Here is a 4,959-nt window from a genome sequence, read left to right on the forward strand (position 1 = left end):
GAGTACAAGGCGAAATCGGCCGGCATCGCGGTCGAATACGTCGATCCGGCCTACACGAGCCAAACCTGCTCGTCTTGTAAACAATTGGGCAGACGCACGAAGCATCGTTTCGTGTGTCCTCACTGTGGTCTCCGGGCGCACAGCGACTTGAACGCGAGTCGGAATCTTGCCCGGATTGGCGGAACGGCGGTTCCGCCAAGGGCGGCCGTAAGCACGCCTAATGTTGGAGGTGCGGATGTTGGCAACCATGTCTGCGCTTCACGATAAAGCCTGCGACTTCAGCCGCGGGTTGTTTACGCCCTTCGCTCCCGTTTTCCGCCTGCCGCAACTTCACGAACCATGCCGGCTAGAATTTCCAGATTGCGGTTCCCTCGATCCAGAAAGGCCATCCCGCGACGATGTTTTCTTCGTCGAAGGTCCGCGTCCCGCTGGAGCCGACCCCAAAAGGCAACCAATAATTCTGGTTGCCGAGGTTGTATATGTACAGCCGGAGCTCCCACTTCGGCTGCGTGTAGAAAACCTGCAAGTTCATCAAAAATTGCGACGGGATGTAGGTGTCGTAGAAATAGTCCAAATATTGGCGGCTCATGGCGATCCCTTGCAAGGTCACGCCGATGCCGGCATCCGAAGTATAGGTGATCGTGCCGCTGGCGTACTGGTCGGGGAACCCGATCATGTTGTAGATCCCGGAAGGGAAAACGGAGCTCGTATTCAGCGCCAGCCCCTCCTGCAAGGCGATCGCCGTTGAGTAGTTCTGCGCCATCGACGGGCCGTGAGGAAGAGAGGTCCAGTTTTCGATGCCGTGCATATAGATGTAACCGAGGCGTGCCCACCAGTTGCGATTCGGCTGGTAAGCGATATTGACCTCGTAGCCGTTGATCTGTGCGAGGGTGGCGGGAAGGCTGATGTTGTTGAGGGCCTGGTTTTGGCTGAAGCCGGCGGCGGTAACAAAGAGTTTGTCATCGAGGAGGTTGAACTTGATCCCGCCTTCGATCAACTGGTTGAGGAGGCGAAAGGAGGCGGCGTCAAACGTCGGAGCCGCTCCTCCGAAGGCGGCCGCATTCGTCACATAGGACCAGTTGTAGGTGAAATAGGTCGTCATCCAGGGAAAGGGCTTGTAGACCGGGCTGATTTCCAGCAGCGGATTGAGGGAGCTTTGCTGTAGGCTGGCGGAGGTCAGGTTGGGGATCTGGGGCATTCCGGCCGGACCGGCCGGCGTGGAATAGTCCCAGAAGTAGCCTGTGGCCCTGACGCCGAAATAGAGGCTGAGCTTATCGGTGATATCAAGGTTGTTTTGAAAGAAGGGGGCAACGGCCCAGTAGTGGCCGAACGTGGTCCCGCCCGCGCCATTAAGGGGTTCGTAGTAGTAACCTGCGGGAGCGCCGGGGATCTGCCACTCGCCTCCGCCGGATGCGTGCGGATTGTTGATGTAGCTGCGAAACTGCTTGGTGGAAGGAAGATAGAAGAGAGCGGGATTGGTCATGCCGGGGGCCGCGGGGTTTGCGATGCTCCAGGAGTTGCTGTAATTCATCACGTTCTGGGAGAGATAGTCGTTGTTATGTTCGTAGTGCCATTCGAGCCCGGTATCGATCACGTTATGGAGGCGGAGACTGCCGAAGGCGGTTTCCAGGAGATCCTGCTCACGCTGGCTGCTCCGGTGCTTGAACTGCCCTGTGAGTGGATCGTAGCACCAGCGGACCTCGGTGCGGTTGTCGATTTCGTAATCCCCCGGAACATACTCGGAGTAGTAAACCTGGGGCTCCACGAACTGGGCGCTGGAGTACCAGAACATCGTGTTGTTAACGATCGCGAGGTCCTCGCTGACGGTCAGGTTCTGAACGAGCTGGGCGAGGCCAGTCGTTCCTTGTCCGCCGCCATAGGGGGACCAGAGGGTGGCGCGACGATTGATCGGGACCACGGGACCCGCGTAGGTGGAGAATGCAGGATTGGTGGGCGATCCGGTGATCGGGCCTCCTTGCGCGACGGACCCGGGGAAGCCGGGCACGACCCCGGTATTATATAGGCCATTGCGAATCAGGGCGTTGGTCGGCCGGTTCATCATGTCGACGAATTGCGGATAGAAGTCGTAGCTACCGTAGTCCCCGTAGAAATCGATCTTGTAGTTCTCGTAAGGCTTGGCGCCCACGGCGACGTAAAAATTTTCCTGCCGGTTGTACATGTACTGGTAGTAGCTGCCTTGGTCCTGCCCCATGTAGGAGAAGCGCCACGCGACCTTATCGTTGACCGGCCCGCCGGCATCGGCGCCCCAGAGGTACTGGTCGTACATACCGGTCGTGTCCCAGACGCGGCCGCGAAACTGATCGAAGTAGGGTTGCTTGGTAATGTAGTTGACGCTTCCGGTGGACGCCTGGGTCGCTCCAAAGACCGCATTCGCCGGTCCCTCTTGGATGTCCATCGATTCGACCATGTTCCAGCTCCAGGGGACCATCGCCTGGGCGTTGTTCTGCAGGGTGACTTCAATGCCATTGATGTAGGGGAGGGCCTGGCGTCCGCGGATCGTGATGGAGTCGTTCATTCCTCCGTTAATTTGCGTATAGGCGGTGGGCAAAATGGAGGAGAGGGAGATGGGATCGATATAGCCCTGATAGAGCGTTCCGGCGGCCTTGAGCAGGGTCTGGTTGACCGGAGTGATCTGGCGGGGCGTATCCATGACGTCGGTGGGAACGCCGTAGGTGGAGATGACGGGGGCGGCGGTAGGCAGGATCGGAGCGTTGGGCTCGCCCGAGGTAAGCTCCGGGGAGGTCCATTCGGAGGTAGCGGTGACATCGACCTCCGGCAAGGTCACCGTCTGGGAGGATGGCTTAGAGGCGGTTGCCGGGGAGAGATTGGCAGGCTTGCTTTTTTGCGTGGGAGAGGGGAGCGGATCAACTTCCGTCGGGGTCGAGAGGCCGGCATCGGTCGAAGCGAATACTCCCATTCCACCGAGCAGAAGCCACGAAAGAACGCCAAACCGGGCAAGAAGGGAGGACCATTCCCATCGAGCTCTGTGCAACAATGACATTACGTAACGCATAGATTACGTTTCGAAGCAAAAACAATGCCGTTCTTGCAAGAAATCGAGAAAGTTTAGGCCGAATTCTTTTCGCCCGCTCGGAGCGCGTCTTCGAGGGCGTGCCAGGAAAGCATGGCGCAGCCGACCCGCTGCGGAAAGCGGCGCACCCCGGCGAGGGCGGCGAGGTCTCCCGGCAACTCGTCTTGGGGAGCGGAAGTGCCGGTGAGCAGCCGCTGGATCTTGGCAAAGAGCGCTTCAGCTTCTTCGGCAGTCTTCCCTTGAACGGCCAAGGTCAGGAGGGAGGCGGAGGCCGTCGAAATGGCGCAGCCCGACCCGCTGAACCGGACGGCTTCGATTCTTCCCGCGGGAGAGAGCCGGAGAAAGAGCTGGATCGCATCTCCGCAACTCACGTTCTTGGCCGCCGCCGACCGGTTGCACGCTTCGAGTGCGCCGAAGTTCCGTGGATGGCGGGCGTGATCGAGGATGGACTCCCGGTAGAGTTCGTCGAGTTCCATTGGTATGGGGCGGCCTTCGGCTTATCCCGCGAAATAGCGGCGGGTCTTTTCGACCGCTTCGATCAGCCGGTCGACCTCCTCCCGGAGGCTATAGAGGTAGAAGCTCGCTCGGGCCGTGGCGGCGAGCCCGAACTTCCGAAGGAGCGGCTGGTTGCAGTGGTCTCCCGCGCGTAGCGCCAAGCCTTCCTGATCGAGAAAGGCGACCAAGTCGTGCGCGTGAACCTTGTCGAGCACGAAGCTGACAATCCCCGCCCGATGGTCGCGGGGTCCAAGAATTCGGATGCCGGGGATCGAGGCGAGGCCGGAGGCTGCGTAGGAGGCCAGGGAAGCCGTATGCTTCTCGACTGCGTCGAGCCCGACGGTCTGTAGGTAGTCGATGGCAGCATGGAGGCCGATCGCCCCGCCGATGTTGGGCGTCCCCGCCTCGAAGCGGTGGGGGGCACTCTTCCAGCTGCTCTGATCGAGCTGGACCTCGGCAATCATCTCTCCGCCGGTCTGATAGGGGGGAAGGAGGTCCAAGAGCTCCTGGCGCCCGTAGAGCACGCCGATTCCGGTGGGCGCGCACATCTTATGGCCGGAAAAGGCGAGGAAGTCGCAACCGATCTCCCGAACGCTTAGATGCTGGTGGCCTGCACTCTGGGCGGCATCGACCAGGGTCAAAAGGCCGAGCGAGCGGGCGCGTGAGCAGATCTCTGCGGCGGGATTCACCTTGCCCAGGGAGTTGGAGACATGGGTGAAGGCGAGCAGCCGAATCCGGTGTTTCTTGGCTATTTCCTCGACCCGGTTCCAGTCAATGGTCCCCTGTTCGTCGTCAACGGGGAGAAAATAGAGGCGGATCCCCGAGGTGCGGAGCATCTGCCAGGGGACCAGGTTGGCATGGTGCTCCATCTCGGTGAGGAGCACCCCGTCTCCATGCTGGAGGAGGGAGCGCCCGGCCGAAGAGGCGAGCAGGTTGATCGCCTCGGTCGTCCCCCGGGTGAAGATGATCTCCTCGGGCGAGGCGGCCTCAAGAAAGTCGGCAACCCGCCGCCGAGCGGATTCGAAGGCCTCGGTCGCGCGGACACTCAGGTCGTAGAGGCCCCGATGGACATTGGCGTAGTCCTTCTCGTAAAAGCTTCGGACGGCGTCGAGCACGGCTTTGGGCTTCTGGGTCGTGGCCGCGTTGTCCAGGTAGGCGAGGGGGTGGCCATGCGCCGCCTGGGAAAGGGCCGGAAAGTCGGAGCGAAACTCTTCGGGCGGGCGCATGACGAGGGAACCTATGCCGAAGCTCTCGGTTCGTGCAAGGGAAAGGAAGCAGTCATCGCTCGGACGCTCTTCGCCCAGGGTCTTTTGTTTTGGAGCTCATGCGGCGGCAAGGATGGCCAGACATTGTTTGGGACTGGAGAGGAGTCGTTCGCGGAACTGCGGGAGGGATTGTTCGCCGAGGCGTTC

General features: G+C 60.6%; 4 protein-coding genes and 1 pseudogene. 1 reads left to right on the forward strand and 4 read right to left on the reverse strand.

What is annotated here, in order from left to right; all coding sequences use genetic code 11:
- On the forward strand, window positions 1-267 hold a 267-nt coding region (locus A37A_RS19115; protein WP_155996613.1), incomplete at its 5' end, for a zinc ribbon domain-containing protein.
- Window positions 268-346: 79 nt separating this feature from the next.
- Here the strand turns inward: A37A_RS19115 and A37A_RS0106970 are convergent.
- The 4 genes and pseudogenes from A37A_RS0106970 to A37A_RS21315 all read right to left on the reverse strand — a co-directional run.
- Window positions 347-3,034 carry a TonB-dependent receptor gene (locus A37A_RS0106970; protein ID WP_231363804.1) on the reverse strand — a complete coding sequence of 896 codons (2,688 nt, stop codon included), beginning with the start codon at window positions 3,032-3,034 and terminating at the stop codon, window positions 347-349.
- A gap of 53 nt (window positions 3,035-3,087) precedes the next feature.
- Window positions 3,088-3,528, reverse strand: a complete 441-nt coding sequence (gene sufU / locus A37A_RS0106975; protein WP_018290801.1) for a Fe-S cluster assembly sulfur transfer protein SufU — start codon at window positions 3,526-3,528, stop codon at window positions 3,088-3,090.
- Window positions 3,529-3,549: 21 nt separating this feature from the next.
- Window positions 3,550-4,773, reverse strand: a complete 1,224-nt coding sequence (locus A37A_RS0106980; RefSeq protein ID WP_018290802.1) for a SufS family cysteine desulfurase — start codon at window positions 4,771-4,773, stop codon at window positions 3,550-3,552.
- A 96-nt stretch (window positions 4,774-4,869) separates the two neighbouring features.
- Window positions 4,870-4,959: pseudogene (locus A37A_RS21315) on the reverse strand (DDE transposase family protein); the annotation flags it as partial.

It is taken from the genome of Verrucomicrobium sp. 3C (assembly GCF_000379365.1).
Classification (GTDB): Bacteria; Verrucomicrobiota; Verrucomicrobiia; order Methylacidiphilales; family Methylacidiphilaceae; genus Methylacidimicrobium.

Bases quoted from the DNA above. Each gene is read 5' to 3' on its own strand.
- A37A_RS0106970 (WP_231363804.1), bottom strand. From the start codon at position 3,034: ATGCGTTACGTAATGTCATTGTTGCACAGAGCTCGATGGGAATGGTCC.
- A37A_RS0106980 (WP_018290802.1), bottom strand. From the start codon at position 4,773: ATGCGCCCGCCCGAAGAGTTTCGCTCCGACTTTCCGGCCCTTTCCCAG.
- sufU (WP_018290801.1), bottom strand. From the start codon at position 3,528: ATGGAACTCGACGAACTCTACCGGGAGTCCATCCTCGATCACGCCCGC.